The following is a 15,193-nucleotide window of genomic DNA, read 5'->3' as shown; positions in this document are numbered from 1 at the left end:
TTTATCCTCCTACAGATTGCAAGGATAGAACCACCAAAAACGCATCCCCTTAAAGGAGAAGGAGAAAGAGAATACTCTCTTTCCCCTGGGGTGACTCTATTTCCTGTATCCGCTCTTTTAGTCGGTTACCCACCAATTAATAATGTGGAAGTATTGCCCATAGCCAAGCGAAGGTTCTGGTCTGTCATCTTCTGCCCAATGAACTCTTGGTCCTGTACCGATGGCGCTGCCGTATTGATACAAGAAGACGTATGGGAGATCGGTGGAAATTTCTTTAGCCACTTCTTTATAGATTTCTTTACGTTTTTCTTGATCGACCGTGGAGTATCCGTCTACCCACAATTGATCGAGTTTTTCGTTTTTATACCAGCCGCTGTTTTGTCCAGCCGGCGGGAAGTATTTGGACGAATAAATGCTTTCTGCATCAGGGTCCGGCGTGTTCAAGGACCAAGCCAAGAGTACCGCTTGGAATTTACCCGGCGTTACGTTTTGGTCAATCCAAGCTGCGAAGTCGATCGCTTTTGGTTTAACTTCAATACCTACATCTTTAAGGTTTTGTTGAATGACCGCGGCGACTTGTTCACGACGGCTGTTGCCTGCATTGTATTGAAGCTCGAAGGAGAAGCGGTGGCCGTCTTTCGCCAAGATGCCGTCTGAGCCTGCTACCCATCCGTCATCAGCCAGCAATTGTTTCGCTTTATCGGCGCTATATTCATAGTTAACAGCAGCGTCTTTCGGGTCTGCCCAAGTATCCGGAAGGAATGGTGCGTTCATCAGAGCGCCTACGCCTTTCAGGATGTTGTCGACCATGCCTTGACGGTTCAGAGCGTAAGCAATCGCCTGTCTTGTCTTTTGGCCTGCAAACAATCCGTAGTTATCCGGGAAGTTCTTCGCATCGAAGTTGAATCCCAAATATTCATAGGTTGGACCCGGCTTTTGGATAATGGCAATGTCTTTATTGGCTTTAACCGCATCCACTTGCGTAACCGGAATGGCGCTGATATGATCGGTGTCGCCTTTCAGGATCGCTTGAACTTCGGTGTTTTGGTCCGCATAGATTTTGAAAATGATTTGCGCAATATGCGGTTTGGTTGCGCCCCAATAGTTAGGATCGGCATCCAGCGTATGGCTGTCAGCTTGCTTCCACGAAGTCCATTTCCAAGGACCGTTCGTTACCGTTTTCGCAGGATCGGTGCCATACGCGTTGGTTTGCAGCTCTTTAACCGGAACGTCCTTGAGGACATGGAACGGTACAAGTTCCGTAACCAGCGAATATTGGAATGGAGCATAAACGGATTTCAAGGTGATCGTAACCGTATGATCGTCTACTTTTGTAGCTTTATCTACTTTATCGAACAAACTAATTCCTGGGGATCCGGCATCGGGATTACGGGCTGTATCGATGGTGAATATCAAGTCATCGGCCGTAACCGGCTGTCCGTCGGTCCATTTTGGCGTATCTTTCAATTTCACGGTGTAAGTCTTGCCGTCCTCGGAAATTTGCGGAAGCTCGGCAGCCAAGGACCAAGGCTGTACGCTTACGTTCCCTTCGCGGTCAAGATCATACAGCTTCGCGAACAGGAACTGTTCCAAGTCGCCTGAAGCCGTATCGTTAATCATCAATGGATTCTCACTAACAATATCGGAAAAAGAGCTGACCGTGATCGTGCCTCCGTCTACCGGCGTGTCGGCCGTTGGCTCAGTTTCCGGCTCTGTTGTCTCATTCGTCGAGTTATTCTCCGTAGTAGGAGCCGGTGTATTATTTGAGGCAGAGTTATTCGTACTGCAACCGGTAAATAAAATCCCTACGAGTGATAAAATCAGCAAGATGGACCATAAACTCTTCTTCTTTGCCTTCATTCAATTGACTCCTCCTCTAAATATGTAATCATAAAAAATCACAGCCGTTTCAGCCCCACCACCAAAATGCTTGAAAAAATCTCTTTCTCTAATCCCCCCTTAACGCAATAACAGCATTTCTTTCTATGGATTTTTATAAATACGCCGGTCATTGACCGACATTGGGCTAACGAAATTTTATGTGGCAACGAGAGTAAAAGCTTGAAGAATCATTTATTGAAGAAAAGCTAAGGTTGGTTTGAGCAGATCTTGGAGCGGAAGTACAAAAACGATGATGTAATGAACGATAGAGGAAGAAACTGATTAACCGCATAAAAAAACTAGTATTAACTATATAAAGCGGCAATGCGTTAATATAAACCAATGGTTAATTAATGGAATGCTTTCAACCCTGTGTAAAATGAAGGTAAGAAACTTCCATCTGAATTATTGTACATAATACATGTGAATTTATCTCACGTCAATACGTTTTTTATAGGAATTATTAATGGTTTTCGCTCAATATACACTGGATACGGATAGTCATGTATTAAGGTAACCGCCTCCAACAAAATATAAGTTATATTTTATGACATACATATTACTTCGATGGTTATATATTTTTTACAGATATCGATTAAAATTTCCATTTTATTCATAAAAACTTTGTTTTTTGTGTCGTTTTATGTCGTAATAACGCTTGAATTCCTTCTGAAAATTGCTTATTATTTTTCAATTAATGCTTGCCAGATAAATACATGTGTATTTCTGTGGAGGACACTCCGAGGATATTTTTGATGGTTTTGAGGGATTTCAGGATGAACTTGCGGGGTTAAAAAAACGGCCGAATCCTGTTGGATCCGGCCGTTTCTCTCATCTTGCTTACTCCGTGGTGTAAGGAAGCAGTGCGATTTGACGGGAGCGTTTGATAGCGATCGTCAAAAGGCGTTGGTACTTCGCGCTTGTGCCAGTGACACGACGCGGCAAAATTTTGCCGCGTTCGCTGATGAATTTCTTCAACAGCTCAGTATCTTTATAATCAATGTGAGTAATTTTGTTCACAGTGAAGTAGCACACTTTACGACGTTTGTTGCGGCCGCCGCGGCGAGCCGGTCTCTTATCGTCTCCGCCTTCTCTTTGTTTGAAGCTCATGCTTTTCAGTCCTTTCCGTTATTAAAATGGCAAATCGTCATCCGAAATATCGATCGGTTTCCCGTCGTCGGAGAAAGGATCATTTTGATTGCCGCGCGAGAAATTGCCGTTGCTGCGGCTGGTGTTACCGCCACCTGCCAACGGAGCTTCCTCCCGCTGACCGCCGCCACCCGTTCCGCCTTCGCGGCTCGATTCCAAGAAACGAACATTATCGGCAATGACTTCGGTTACGTATACACGTTTTCCTTCGTTATTTTCGTAATTCCGTACTTGAATGCGTCCTTCCACCGCCGTTAAACGGCCTTTGCGCAAATAATTCGCGCAGGTTTCGGCGAGCTGTCTCCATGTAACGACCGGAATAAAATCCGCTTCGCGTTCTCCCCCTTGCGAGGTAAACGGTCTGTCCACGGCAAGCGTGAACTGGGTCACAGCAACACCGGCAGGCGTATAACGCAGCTCGGGATCCCGGGTAAGACGTCCAATTAGAATGACACGGTTCAACAATCAAATCCCCTCCTTCGGGCAAGTATTACTCAAAGCTTGAATATTAGGCTACGTCTTTTGTAATGAGATAACGGATAACCTCGTCGGAAATCTTCAAAATCCGTTCAAGTTCGGCAACCACTTCAGGGGTAGCCGTGAAATTTACGAGTACGTAAATTCCGTCACGAACTTTGTTAATCTCATACGCAAGCCGGCGTTTGCCCATTACGTCATGTTTGGTAATTTCACCGCCGTTTTGGATGATGCCTTGGAATTTTTCGACTGTAGCTTGAACAGCTTCTTGTTCAACGTCAGGACGAATAATGTACATCACTTCGTATTTGCGCATCTGATTCACCTCCTCTTGGACTATGGCCCCCAATTTGTAGACCTTGGGAGCAAGGAGCGAGCGTAAACTCGCACCATATTAATATACCAAATTACCGCATCGCCTGCAAGTTAAATGAAATCGTCCAATCCTTGGGACCGGATGAAATGATTTAAACATTAAAAAAGCCGCCGAGAAAATCCCGGCAGCTTTGAAACCTTTTTGAATTAAAACATGTAGTCATCGTAATAATCATGATGTCTTTTTTTCTTGTTGTGGTGTTCATGCTTAAAACCACATTTAACGTCGACCCATGAATATTTTTTTACTTTCGGAACGAACTTCACTTTTGTTACGTATGTTTTCGTAACTTTTTTGAAGAATGTTTTCGGTTTTTTGGGATAACAATACATGTTTTATTCCTCCTCTCAATTTATAGTGCCATTTTATGTATTTACTGGTATAAAGTTTGGACCTTTTCTTTCTTTGGGCATCGACTCAGGCATAATTTCCCTTTTACATGTTTCGCTGGCGGACAGCACACAATATAAACGTTTTTTCAATGCTTTCTTATTCGAATGTGATCTTTTTCGGAAAGGAGGTCTTCATTTTATGGGCGAACGTACCGAGTTCGAAGAGGGCGACAAAGCCCCGAACCCCGGCATCTATACCGAGGTCGGCGAGTCCCGGAGCTTCCATACCCAAGTCAAAAATCCAAAACAAATTACAATGGAAAAGGGCGATACTTTTCCTGAGCCGTCAAACAAAAACCGCAAATGGAAAAAAGTCGAGAAAGCCCGTGTCCATTAACTCGATTTTCCATGTTTTTTTGGATGTATAGAAAAATGAAGCCTGCACATAATACAATCAGACGGCGAGCAAAGAGAGGTGTGGTTCCGTTGGACAATTCCGCGAGAAACATCAATCGTCGGAGTCTTATTCACCACTTGTAGAAGCCTAGATCACGGGTTATCGGAGACCCCTCTTCAATAACTCGTGCTTGCCTAAACGCAAGAGATCGAACGTTTCTTCGCTGTGAGAGAAGAATTCCCAAATAAGCACGCCGTCAACTACCCGTAAGGGTAAAAGTGACCCGTAAATAGACACCTTAAAAAAGTGATCTGTTACGGGTCATTTCTCTTTTAACCGTTTTTTGAAACGATGGCTGTTATTATTTGTAAGCGTATAAAAAATCAAAGGCTGCACATAATACAATCAGACGGCGAGCAAGAGAGGTGGTTCCGTTGGAGACATCCACGGCAACATCAATCGCTTGGAGTCTTGGTCACTAAACCAAGAAGCCTAGATTTTGTAAATTAGCGAAGACCCCTCTTCACTAACTTATGCTTTGCTTGAAAAAGCAAAAAAATCGAATGTTTCTTACGTTGTGAATGAAGAATTCCCAAATAAGCGCGCCGTCAAACGAGAAGGACCCCAAAGGGTCCTTCTTTTGCTGATTCGAATGCAAATAAAATAACCCCTCACGTTTGGGTAAACGTAAAGGGCTATAGTCAATTTAATATGTGCTTTGAATGGCGGAGAGGGTGGGATTCGAACCCACGCACGCCTTGCGACGCCTAATTGATTTCGAGTCAACCCCCTTGGGCCTCTTGGGTACCTCTCCACAGCAAGCAAGAATGATTGTACCACGAATCCAAAGTCAATGCAATAGAAGAATCATTCGTGTCCAAAAGCCGCCCAGCACCCTGTTATTCCATCGCTTCCCCCGTCTCCCCAGTCTCATTCGTACCCGCCGATCTTAACACTTTCCGCATATTTTTTTCAAATTTTGCCCGAGGCACAAGTACGCTGTGCTTACATCCCACACATTTGATCCGGATATCCATTCCCATGCGAATGATTTCCATCTCGTTGCTGCCGCACGGATGATTTTTCTTCATTAATACAATATCGCCAAGTTGAAAATTTTTTCGTTCCATAACCTCTCCCCCTTATATATAAGTTGAACTAAAGATTGAATAGGTTACCTTTACATTAATTCAACTTATATAGTTCATTGTTCCGGCTTCTTTGCCTTCTAAAAATCCGATCTCAGCTCAAACACTGTCTCAGGCTCCGCTGTTACCTGACGGCCTCTGAGAGCCCGTATCCGCCGCCTCCAGCGCTTCCTTGGCATAGGTCTGGATTTCCCTTTCCACCGATGCTCGGTCGCCAGGCTGGCATTCTACCGCGATCCTGATGACATACTCACTAGCCGTAATCGACTGAATCCCAAGCACATTAGGAACCTGCGGAATCTGCTCATTATTTTCCTTCAATAAATACATTGCGTTTCTAAGCATATCAAGGCTGTCCTCCAGCTTGCGCGAATTGCTAAACGGAAGATCCACAACTGCTAAAGCGGTCCCCAGCGAAAAGTTAGTTACATTGGTAATCATTCCGTTCGGAATGATATGAACCTCGCCTGTCCAACTCACCAACCGGGTAGACCTTAACCCGATAATTTCAACGGTTCCTTTCAAACTCCCCGTCTGAATGACGTCGCCTACGGCGAACTGATCCTCAAGGATGACGAAAAATCCCGTAATGACATCCTTGACCAAACTCTGAGCGCCGAACCCGATAGCAAGCCCAAGCACTCCTGCGCCGGCCAGCAGCGGAGCGAGCTGAAATCCGACCTCCCCCAGCACCAGCATGATCATGATGAAGTTGCTTGTGATCCAGGTGACATTTTTCAAAAGTTCCCCGACCGTCACCAATCTGCGAGGATTCATTTGCAGCCGGCTCTTCTCCCGTCTTTGCAGCGAACGGTCGATAATCCGGTAAATCACCTTAACAAACAAACGAGTCAATAAAAAGATCAATAATATTCTTAGGCCCGCAAATAAAACTTGCTGCCACATTTCTATATTTGTAAACCATTCCCAGACATTATCCTTCCAGGAATCCGCGGATGCCAACAAATTTTGAGTATTAGCAGTTAATCGCATCATACCACCCCTTGCCTATAACTTTATGCTATCATAGCCCATCCCGCTCTGGGAGTAAATCCCCCGGATCTCTACTGATTCCGAAACGATGATGTCTTTAACGACCGAAAGGGACTGCTGCGGGAACCGTATCGATAAAGCGCAGCCCGCAGTGATCTCTTTTGGCGTAGGAAACAGATCGATATCGATTTCGGCGTACTCAAGCAGCGTTTCGGCGCGCAGTGCCTGCTGCGTCGAATCAAACGCCATAACCAGCCACTCCTCCATCGCTCTTCTCTCCTTTCGCAATCATGACTTTAGTCCGAGTATATAATGGCCTTTTCTTCCATATACTATCTACTAATTCTCCAAACAGCAACCTAAAATGAAGGAAAGGAAGATTCCATGTCACAGATCGAACCGACGCCTTCCGGACAAGAGATTCCCTTTTTAAAAATGCCCCATACCGAGCCGGGTGTCCACTCAGCGATCATTCATCGGCTGCTGCTTCATTTTGGCCAAGTCCTGCCCGGTCAGGAAATCGTGATCGTATGCATCGGTACCGACCGTTCCACAGGCGATTGCCTGGGTCCGCTCGTTGGGACAAGCTTGTCCAAATATAAAAGCCCCTATTTCTATCTTTATGGCACGCTGGAGGAACCGGTTCACGCCATGAATTTAAAAGATACCCTGCAGCATATTCAACAGAGTTACCAGGAACCGTTCATCATCGGGATTGACGCTTGTTTGGGACAAACATCCAGCGTGGGTTCGATCCAGGTCGTACAGGGCCCTCTGCGCCCCGGGGCAGGCGTAAATAAAGAATTACCGCCGGTCGGCGATATCCATCTAACGGGAATCGTCAATGTCGGCGGTTTTATGGAGTACTTCGTATTACAAAACACAAGGCTCAGCTTGGTCATGAAACTATCGGAAATTATTTCCACCAGTATTTATACAGCGATTAAGGAATGGAACCGGAGTGTTATTCCCCTTGCGCGGCGAGAGCAATAACTTCTCTTTCCTCCGGAGAAAGAGCGTGCTGCGACTCGCCTTTGACCAGAGGCTTGGCGTAGATGAACGAGCCTTCCCGGTTGTAAATGCTGGTGATGACCACACCATCCAGCTCGTCATTGACAAACGCAACGGAGAAGCTTAATTCATTGCCATGCTCCGCAAATGCGTTATACCGCTTCATGCCGATTTTCGCTTTTTGCTTCGGCAGCAATTTTTGCATACGCTCAAGCTGCTGTTTTTGACCTTCCTGGATATCTTCAATTTTGCCCTGCCCAACCTTCAAATCGATCAGTAGGCTTTCCAGATTGTCGATCCCGGTTCCCTGCATCATCAGCTCATATTTCTTGCGCATTTTCCGCAGCCGGCTTCCTTGAACAAAATTCCAAATCAATAGCCAAACCAGCAGAATCGCAATACCGCCAACTACCCAAATCAACTGGTCAAAAATGAGCTCGTTCCATTCTTGCATGCTCTCGTCTACTCCTCTATGCCATATAATTGCTTTTATTAAATTATTTTTCTCATGGCCGAAATCAATGCTTCCACTTCTTCGATAGATGTATCGTACCCTACGCTCGCCCTCACTGCTCCGCCTTCCGTAGTTCCTGCCGTCATATGTCCAAGGGGCGTGCAATGATATCCGGCGCGAACCGCAATCCCATAGTTCCGATCCAGCGTAAAGGCGATCTCGGAGGCGTCACGGCCCTCCAAGTTAAACGATACGATCCCGGTTCTCGCTTGTCCCAAATCCGGCCCCAAAATCGCGATGCCCGGCAGCGATAGCAGGCCTTCCATCAATATTTGCGTCAAGCCCCATTCCCACTCGTATATCTTACTCACGCCACGCTTAAGCAGGTGCTCCACTCCCGCGCCAAGTCCGGCGATGCCTGGCGCATTTGCCGTACCGGCTTCATACCGGTCCGGACGAACCGCCGGCTGTTCCGGTTCCTCAGACTGGCTTCCGGTCCCGCCGTGAAGCAATGGCTCCAGTTCAATTTTCGGACGGATATAAAGTCCGCCCGTCCCCTGTGGTCCAAGCAGTCCCTTATGCCCCGGAAAAGCAAGCATGTCCAGTTGCAGTGCCTGCACATCAATCGGATAACAACCAGCCGTTTGAGCGGCGTCCAGCAGGATAACGGCTCCATGTTCATGGGCAATCGCAGCCAGTTCTCGAATGGGTAAAATGCTGCCAAGTAAATTTGAACTATGCGAACAAACCAGCATCCGGGTTTCTGGACGAAAGGAACCTTTCACCACTTCAAGATCAAGTTCTCCTTGGCGGCTCACCTCCACATAATCGACCGTGATCCCTCGGGTTCTTTTCAAAAATTCCAACGGTCTTCTGACCGAATTATGCTCAACCATGGTCGCGATCACATGGTCACCCGGTTTCAGCCAACCTTTGATGGCTAAATTCAGCGCTGATGTCGTATTAGATGTGAAGGCGATATCATTCGGGTTGGAAATGTGAAACAAGTCGGCTAGCTTCGAGCGAGTTTTGTATATTGCCCTTCCCGCCAGAAGCGCCATACCGTAATTTCCTCTTCCGGCATTTGCGACCGGTTTGTTTATTATCTCCAACACCGCTTCTCCTACCCCAGGAGGTTTAGGCCAAGAAGTGGCTGCATGATCCAAATAAATAACGGATTTCTTGTCCAAAATGTTACCTCCTTCGGAGTCAAGAATGACATATTCTTCTCTCCCCCGGAAGAACCTCTGCCTCCATAAGAAAGATGAATATGTCATCGCCGGTTAACCCAGTAAATCGAGCAATCTTTGCAAATCCTGCATGCTGTAGTAATTGATTTCGATTTTACCTTTATCTTTATTCGATTTTATTTTGACCGTCGTTTTATAGCGTTCTCTTAAACTTTCTTCTACTTCATCAATGTAAGGATCACGCTTTTTGTTGGAAGGTTTTGGCTTGTCCTGTTTTTTGCGATCCAGCTGTTGAACGGCATCCTCAAGATCGCGGACGCTCCACTCATGATCAATACACTGTTTAGCCAATTGCTTGATCACGGCCGGATCCTTGATCCCAACCAATGCACGCGCATGTCCCATGGACAATGTTCCACGTGAAACATAATCTTTAACTTCTTCAGGTAAGGACAAAAGCCGCAAAAAATTAGCAATGTGCGAACGGGATTTGCCAACCTTCAGGGAAAGCTCCTCCTGGGTCAATTGAAATTGATCCATAAGCCCCTGATAAGCAACCGCAACCTCCATTGCGTTCAGGTTCTCCCGCTGCAGATTTTCAATTAACGCAATCTCCATAACCTGCTGGTCCGAAAACGTACGTACCACTGCAGGAATGGTAGCATTACCACAATATTGGGATGCCCGGAACCGTCGTTCACCGGCAATAATTTCATAACCTTTAAGCACACTGCGAACGATGATCGGCTGAATCACGCCATGCTGGCGGATCGATTCCGCCAACTCTTTTATTGCCTCTTCGTCAAAAGTCTTGCGTGGTTGATACGGATTGGCACGAAGTTGAGTGAGCGGTATTTCCACAACCTTATCATCGTCTTGAATCGAAAGTGCGGGAATCAGAGCATCCAATCCTTTGCCCAAACGTTTATTCATATGAGACCACTTCCTTTGCCAGCTCTAAATAAACTTCCGCGCCTTTGGACCGGGGATCGTAGGTAATAATCGTTTGACCATGCGATGGAGCTTCACTTAGCCGTACATTACGCGGAATAACCGTTTTGTACACTTTTTGCTGAAAATATTTTTTAACTTCGTCTATAACTTGAATACCCAAATTGGTTCGGGCATCAAACATCGTCAATAGAACCCCTTCAATTTGAAGGGATGTATTCAAATGCTTTTGAACAAGGCGTACCGTATTCAACAGTTGGCTCAGCCCTTCAAGAGCATAATACTCACATTGAATTGGAATAAGCACCGAATTGGCGGCCGTTAACGAGTTAATCGTCAAAATGCCTAAAGACGGCGGGCAATCGATTAGAACATAATCGTACAGGTGTTTTACTTGTTGAAGTGATTTCTTCAATCGCACTTCGCGGGAAATGGTCGGAACCAGTTCGATTTCCGCCCCGGCTAATTGAATCGTTGCCGGAATGATATCCAGATTCTCCACATCCGTATGAGCAATTGCTTCCTTTGGGTCGACCTCATTGATAAGCACATCATAAATACAATTGGCAACATCAGCTTTATTAATACCCACACCACTAGTCGTGTTCCCTTGCGGGTCAATATCAATGAGCAGCACTTTTTTACCGATCGCAGCAAGTCCCGCTCCCAAATTGACTGAAGTCGTCGTCTTCCCGACGCCTCCTTTTTGGTTAGCAATGGCTATGATTTTAGACAATCCATTTCACCTCAATATATTAGAAGAATCTTCTTGTAGTTTTTTTAACATGATAGAGACGACAAAGCTGCAGCTACAAAAAGACCAAAAAAGCTTTGCATGGCGATAACCTTACGGTTAGAAATAACACCGTGAGCTGCGGATACGGCATAAAGCAATATATTCGGCGAGTGTGCAGCAACATCTACAAATAAGCGAAAAAGAAGCTGACCCCGTAACCTCGCGGTTATGGTCAGCGAGCACTCATTTCGACCTTTTGGGAATTTGAATTACAATTTCATAATGGTCATCATGATCTTTTTCCTGGGTAGTGATCGCAAGCCCGGAACCGGAAACCATGTCGATCGATTGGCGGATCGTATTTAGTGCCAGTCTGACGTCTTTCGTAAACGAAATTCGTTTAGCCGACTTTTTATTTTTGGCGACTTCCTTATAAAAGGCGATCCTGGCCTCCGTCTGTTTAACGTTTAATTCCTTACTGATAATTTCATTCAATACCTTCATTTGAAGCTCTTCGGTATCTAACGATAAAAGAGCTCGAGCATGACGTTCCGTGATCTTGCGTTCCATCAATGCATTCTTCACAGCTTCAGGAAGCTGCAGCAGCCTAATCTTGTTGGCGATGGTGGATTGGCTCTTTCCTAACCTTTGAGCCAAGCTTTCTTGGGTAAGCTGGTGGAGATCGATGAGATTCTGATAAGCCAGCGCCTCTTCAATTGAGGTCAGGCCTTCACGTTGAAGGTTCTCAATCAAAGCGATGGATGCCGCCTGCGAGTCATTGAAATCCCGCATAATGGCCGGAATGGTCTCTAACCCCAGTTTTTTTACTGCACGCCATCTACGTTCCCCGGCAATAATCTCGTATTTGTCATTGCGGAAGCGTACGACAATCGGCTGAATGATGCCATGAGTACGAATGGTTTGGCATAATTCATCGATTTTCTCATCATCAAAAATAGTCCGAGGCTGGTAAGGACTGCTGACAATTTCCCCCACCGGGATTTGTCTCACTTCATCTCCGCTGCTTCGTTCGGCTAAACCGAACAACTTAGAAAATTGATCTTTCATTCCGTTAATTACCACCTAGTTTCATAGTGACATAAGGCATTCAGCCTTACGGGCAGCATCCCTTTGCAGGGATGAATACGCTATGCAGTGTAAGGGTGAAAGCCACCCGCTAAAAAGGCTGATCCTTGGGGAGAAAGCTCAAATAAAGTCATTTAAACCAAAAACAGAAAACTTCTGCATAACGGTCTTTGTGTTTAAATAACTCGTTGAGCGATCACTTTATGTACCACACCTTCGTCTAGTACCCGATATATCTATTCTACCACTTTTTCCTCTATAATCCTATTCTCTAATCTCGTAAATTTGCTTACAAATTTTAATTTTGTTTCACGTGGAACATTGTCACAGCGCATATTTGTGGGTTTTGCTCATAGAATTGGGGATTTCAAAGGTGTTCCCGCTTTCCGCGGATATTTCTTCGGTGTAGTGCCGGTTTTGCTGACAATAATAATATGACGTTCCGAGTTCTCCAGCGGCAGCAAAAACTCGGAAACGCTTAACAGCTTTCCGTTTAATTCCGAGAAGCTTTTGGCGGCTTCTTTTACCTCTTCACCGGGATTGCTCCCTTTCATCGCAGCGAAAATGCCGTCCGGCTTTGCAAAAGGCAGGCAAAACTCATTCAACACAGCCAGTTTCGCTACCGCACGAGCCGTAACCAAATCAAAATGATCGCGCAATTGACTCTGTCGGGCCAAATCCTCCGCTCTGCCGTGGAGCAAATTGACCTGCTCAAGTCCCAGCTTTTCCGCCACATTTTGTAAAAAGTGAATGCGTTTGTTCAGCGAATCGATAATGGTCAACTGCAGATGGGGAAAACAAATTTTTAAGGGAATACCGGGAAACCCGGCACCCGATCCAATATCGGCAAGCGATGCGATTTCATTCATAGGAACATGGAACGCAAGCGTAATAGAATCATAGAAATGCTTGATATACACTTGCTCGCGCTCGGTGATCCCCGTTAAATTCATTTTTTCGTTCCAGGAAACGAGTTCCTCAAAATAAACCTCAAACTGACCCATTTGAACGGGGGAAAGCTCAATTCCCTTTTCTGAAAGCAGTTCGTGAAAATGTGATTGTACGGAATCCAAAGCGTTACCCTCCCGCTGCCGTAACTCGATTATAATGTTCCAAATAAACCAGTAAAATGGAAATATCCGCCGGTGTGACGCCGGAAATCCGGGAAGCCTGACCGATGGAAATCGGACGGATCTTCATTAGTTTTTGCCGTGCCTCAATCGCCAATCCCTGGATGTCTTCATAATTAATATTTTCAGGGATTTTTTTCTTTTCCATTTTCTGTAACCGTTCAACATGGATAAGTTGTTTCTCGATGTAACCGGCATATTTAATTTGGATTTCCGCTTGCTCCTGCATTTCTTCATCCAATTCCACTTCCGCAGGAGAAACCGAATGTATTTGAGCATAAGTAACTTCGGGGCGGCGCAGAATCGTCAGCAGGTTGCTTCCATCCTGAATAGGCGCGGAACCGATCGATTCAAGCAGCGGGTTAATGTCTGCCGGACGGACTTTTGTCGCTTTCAAACGTTCGATTTCCTGCTCTACTTTGTGTTTTTTATCCAAAAAGCGGTTATAACGCTCAGGCGAAATCAGCCCGATTTCATAACCCTTAGGCGTTAACCGGAGGTCGGCGTTATCATGACGCAATAGCAAACGGTATTCCGCCCGGGAAGTGAGGAGACGGTAAGGTTCATTTGTTCCCTTCGTAACCAAGTCATCAATAAGCACTCCGATATACCCCTCGGAACGGTCCAAAATGACCGGCTCTTTCCCCTGCACCTTGCGGGCCGCATTAATTCCGGCCATGATGCCTTGTCCCGCCGCTTCTTCGTATCCCGATGTCCCGTTAATTTGTCCCGCCGTAAATAGGCCCGGCAGTTTCTTCGTTTCAAGTGAAGGCCACAGTTGGGTCGGAACCATCGCATCATATTCAATGGCGTACCCGGTACGCATCATTTCGACGTTTTGCAGTCCCGGAATGGAGCGGAGCATCTTCAATTGAACTTCTTCAGGCATACTGGTGGAAAAACCCTGAACATAGTATTCGGACGTGTTTTTCCCTTCCGGCTCCAGGAAGATTTGATGCTTCGGCTTGTCGCTGAAGCGAACGATTTTATCTTCGATGGAAGGACAATAACGCGGGCCAGTACCTTCAATCACCCCGGTAAACATCGGCGCACGATGCAAATTGTCCGTGATAATTTGATGCGTCTCCGCCGAGGTATAAGTGAGCCAGCAAGGCAGCTGTTCATTGTCCGAACCCTTAGTCTCATAAGAAAAAAACTTGGGTTTGTCATCGCCCGGCTGAACTTCCGTCTGCGAGAAATCAATCGTATCCCCATGCACACGCGGCGGCGTTCCGGTCTTGAAGCGAACCAGATCAAAGCCTAACTCTTTCAAATGATGCGAAAGTCTTACCGAAGGCTGTTGATTATTTGGACCGCTCTCGTACATCAGCTCGCCCATGATGATTTTGCCGCGCAAATACGTTCCGGTCGTGAGTACGACCGCTTGAGCACGGTATTCGGCACCGGTCTTGGCAACGACGCCAACGCATTTGCCGTCTTCCACGATCAGCTCTTCAACCATACCTTGGCGAAGCGTAAGGTTCGGTTCCTTTTCCATCGTTTCTTTCATTGCATGCTGGTACAAAAACTTGTCGGCCTGAGCCCGAAGAGCGTGAACCGCCGGACCTTTGCCGGTATTCAGCATCCGCATTTGAATGAACGTTTTGTCAATATTTCGGCCCATTTCGCCGCCAAGGGCATCGATTTCGCGTACCACATGGCCCTTCGCCGGGCCTCCGATCGACGGGTTGCAAGGCATAAACGCCACCATATCCAAATTGATCGTGATCATCAGCGTACGGCTGCCCATCCGGGCAGCAGCCAAAGCGGCTTCGCAGCCGGCATGGCCTGCTCCGACGACGATCACATCATAATTTCCGGCAGGATAACCCATCAAATGAACCTCCTTTATATACACGGAAAAAAGAGAGACTTCTCTGGT

Annotated in this window: 16 protein-coding genes and 1 tRNA gene; 2 read left to right on the top strand and 15 right to left on the bottom strand. The window is 46.2% G+C overall.

What is annotated here, in order from left to right; genetic code table 11:
- Positions 1 to 117: 117 nt before the first annotated feature.
- The 4 genes from ACI48K_RS17230 to rpsF form a co-directional block, all read right to left on the bottom strand.
- Positions 118 to 1,860 (bottom strand): ABC transporter substrate-binding protein, encoded by a 1,743-nt coding sequence (locus ACI48K_RS17230; protein WP_475028851.1) that lies wholly within the window; start codon positions 1,858 to 1,860, stop codon positions 118 to 120.
- A gap of 861 nt (positions 1,861 to 2,721) precedes the next feature.
- Positions 2,722 to 2,991, bottom strand: a complete 270-nt coding sequence (gene rpsR / locus ACI48K_RS17225; RefSeq protein ID WP_009223360.1) for a 30S ribosomal protein S18 — start codon at positions 2,989 to 2,991, stop codon at positions 2,722 to 2,724.
- 21 nt (positions 2,992 to 3,012) lie between these two features.
- Complete coding sequence (gene ssb, locus ACI48K_RS17220) at positions 3,013 to 3,495, bottom strand: single-stranded DNA-binding protein (RefSeq protein WP_475028850.1); 483 nt, start codon at positions 3,493 to 3,495, stop codon at positions 3,013 to 3,015.
- 43 nt (positions 3,496 to 3,538) lie between these two features.
- Positions 3,539 to 3,823, bottom strand: a complete 285-nt coding sequence (gene rpsF / locus ACI48K_RS17215) for a 30S ribosomal protein S6 (RefSeq protein WP_068784284.1) — start codon at positions 3,821 to 3,823, stop codon at positions 3,539 to 3,541.
- 591 nt (positions 3,824 to 4,414) lie between these two features.
- On the opposite strand from rpsF, the gene ACI48K_RS17210 reads away from it, so the two are divergent.
- Positions 4,415 to 4,612: a YjzC family protein gene (locus ACI48K_RS17210; RefSeq protein ID WP_475028849.1), complete on the top strand. Its 198-nt coding sequence runs from the start codon at positions 4,415 to 4,417 to the stop codon at positions 4,610 to 4,612.
- Between the two features lie 723 nt (positions 4,613 to 5,335).
- Here ACI48K_RS17210 and ACI48K_RS17205 read toward each other — a convergent pair.
- From ACI48K_RS17205 to ACI48K_RS17190, 4 genes are all read right to left on the bottom strand, one after another.
- Positions 5,336 to 5,426, bottom strand: a tRNA-Ser gene (locus ACI48K_RS17205).
- Between the two features lie 85 nt (positions 5,427 to 5,511).
- The gene (locus ACI48K_RS17200) at positions 5,512 to 5,742 is read right to left on the bottom strand and encodes a DUF951 domain-containing protein (protein WP_475028848.1); all 231 of its coding nucleotides are present in this window, start codon (positions 5,740 to 5,742) and stop codon (positions 5,512 to 5,514) included.
- Positions 5,743 to 5,871: 129 nt separating this feature from the next.
- Positions 5,872 to 6,627, bottom strand: a complete 756-nt coding sequence (locus tag ACI48K_RS17195; RefSeq protein ID WP_475028847.1) for a mechanosensitive ion channel family protein — start codon at positions 6,625 to 6,627, stop codon at positions 5,872 to 5,874.
- Positions 6,628 to 6,768: 141 nt separating this feature from the next.
- Positions 6,769 to 7,020: a putative Se/S carrier protein gene (locus ACI48K_RS17190; protein ID WP_475028846.1), complete on the bottom strand. Its 252-nt coding sequence runs from the start codon at positions 7,018 to 7,020 to the stop codon at positions 6,769 to 6,771.
- Positions 7,021 to 7,137: 117 nt separating this feature from the next.
- On the opposite strand from ACI48K_RS17190, the gene yyaC reads away from it, so the two are divergent.
- Positions 7,138 to 7,746, top strand: a complete 609-nt coding sequence (gene yyaC, locus ACI48K_RS17185; protein WP_475028845.1) for a spore protease YyaC — start codon at positions 7,138 to 7,140, stop codon at positions 7,744 to 7,746.
- On the opposite strand, the gene ACI48K_RS17180 is transcribed toward yyaC, so the two are convergent.
- From ACI48K_RS17180 to mnmG, 7 genes are all read right to left on the bottom strand, one after another.
- Positions 7,718 to 8,218, bottom strand: coding sequence for a DUF4446 family protein (locus ACI48K_RS17180; protein WP_475028844.1), 501 nt, complete (start codon positions 8,216 to 8,218; stop codon positions 7,718 to 7,720). The genes yyaC and ACI48K_RS17180 overlap by 29 nt on opposite strands.
- Before the next feature lie 38 nt (positions 8,219 to 8,256).
- Positions 8,257 to 9,408 carry an aminotransferase class V-fold PLP-dependent enzyme gene (locus tag ACI48K_RS17175; protein ID WP_475028843.1) on the bottom strand — a complete coding sequence of 384 codons (1,152 nt, stop codon included), beginning with the start codon at positions 9,406 to 9,408 and terminating at the stop codon, positions 8,257 to 8,259.
- A gap of 93 nt (positions 9,409 to 9,501) precedes the next feature.
- A complete protein-coding gene (locus ACI48K_RS17170) occupies positions 9,502 to 10,341 on the bottom strand; it encodes a ParB/RepB/Spo0J family partition protein (protein WP_475028842.1) in 840 nt (279 codons plus the stop codon).
- Positions 10,334 to 11,095 (bottom strand): ParA family protein, encoded by a 762-nt coding sequence (locus tag ACI48K_RS17165; RefSeq protein WP_475028841.1) that lies wholly within the window; start codon positions 11,093 to 11,095, stop codon positions 10,334 to 10,336. The genes ACI48K_RS17170 and ACI48K_RS17165 overlap by 8 nt, the downstream gene beginning before the upstream one ends.
- 243 nt (positions 11,096 to 11,338) lie before the next feature.
- Positions 11,339 to 12,163 (bottom strand): nucleoid occlusion protein, encoded by an 825-nt coding sequence (gene noc, locus ACI48K_RS17160; RefSeq protein ID WP_475028840.1) that lies wholly within the window; start codon positions 12,161 to 12,163, stop codon positions 11,339 to 11,341.
- A gap of 368 nt (positions 12,164 to 12,531) precedes the next feature.
- Positions 12,532 to 13,254, bottom strand: a complete 723-nt coding sequence (gene rsmG, locus ACI48K_RS17155; protein WP_475028839.1) for a 16S rRNA (guanine(527)-N(7))-methyltransferase RsmG — start codon at positions 13,252 to 13,254, stop codon at positions 12,532 to 12,534.
- 4 nt (positions 13,255 to 13,258) lie between these two features.
- Positions 13,259 to 15,145, bottom strand: a complete 1,887-nt coding sequence (gene mnmG, locus ACI48K_RS17150; protein ID WP_475028838.1) for a tRNA uridine-5-carboxymethylaminomethyl(34) synthesis enzyme MnmG — start codon at positions 15,143 to 15,145, stop codon at positions 13,259 to 13,261.
- Between the last annotated feature and the right edge of the window lie 48 nt (positions 15,146 to 15,193).

It is taken from the genome of Paenibacillus terrisolis (assembly GCF_056171975.1).
This window is presented reverse-complemented; position numbering and strand designations above follow the sequence as displayed.